Raw genomic sequence first — 281 nt, 5'->3', positions numbered from 1 at the left:
AAAATGATCTTTGTCTACGCCTTCTTCAGTGATAAAACCGAATCCTTTTGCGTCGTTGAAAAACTTTACTGTTCCTTTACTCATTGTAATATAATTTATTTTATTAATACTTAATACATTACAAGTATAGTGCCATTATTTGAAAGGGCAACATTATTAATCATAAATGATGCATTTACCACTCAATTTAACACCAAACCTTTGTTATTAATTCACTTTTAAAACTTTACAGTGATTATCATTACTTTTTAAGCACAAAAAAAGGCTACCTTTATAGGTAA

Annotated in this window: 1 protein-coding gene; it reads right to left on the bottom strand. The window is 27.4% G+C overall.

Features of this window, described 5'->3' with window-relative positions:
* On the bottom strand, window positions 1–84 hold an 84-nt coding region (locus tag CXF54_RS12995; RefSeq protein WP_198551074.1), incomplete at its 3' end, for a cold-shock protein.
* Window positions 85–281: the final 197 nt, after the last annotated feature.

The sequence above is a fragment of the Olleya sp. 1-3 genome, from assembly GCF_002836085.1.
Lineage (GTDB): Bacteria > Bacteroidota > Bacteroidia > Flavobacteriales > Flavobacteriaceae > Olleya > Olleya namhaensis.
Note: the sequence above shows the minus strand (reverse complement) of the source record. Positions and strands in the feature narration are given on the sequence as shown.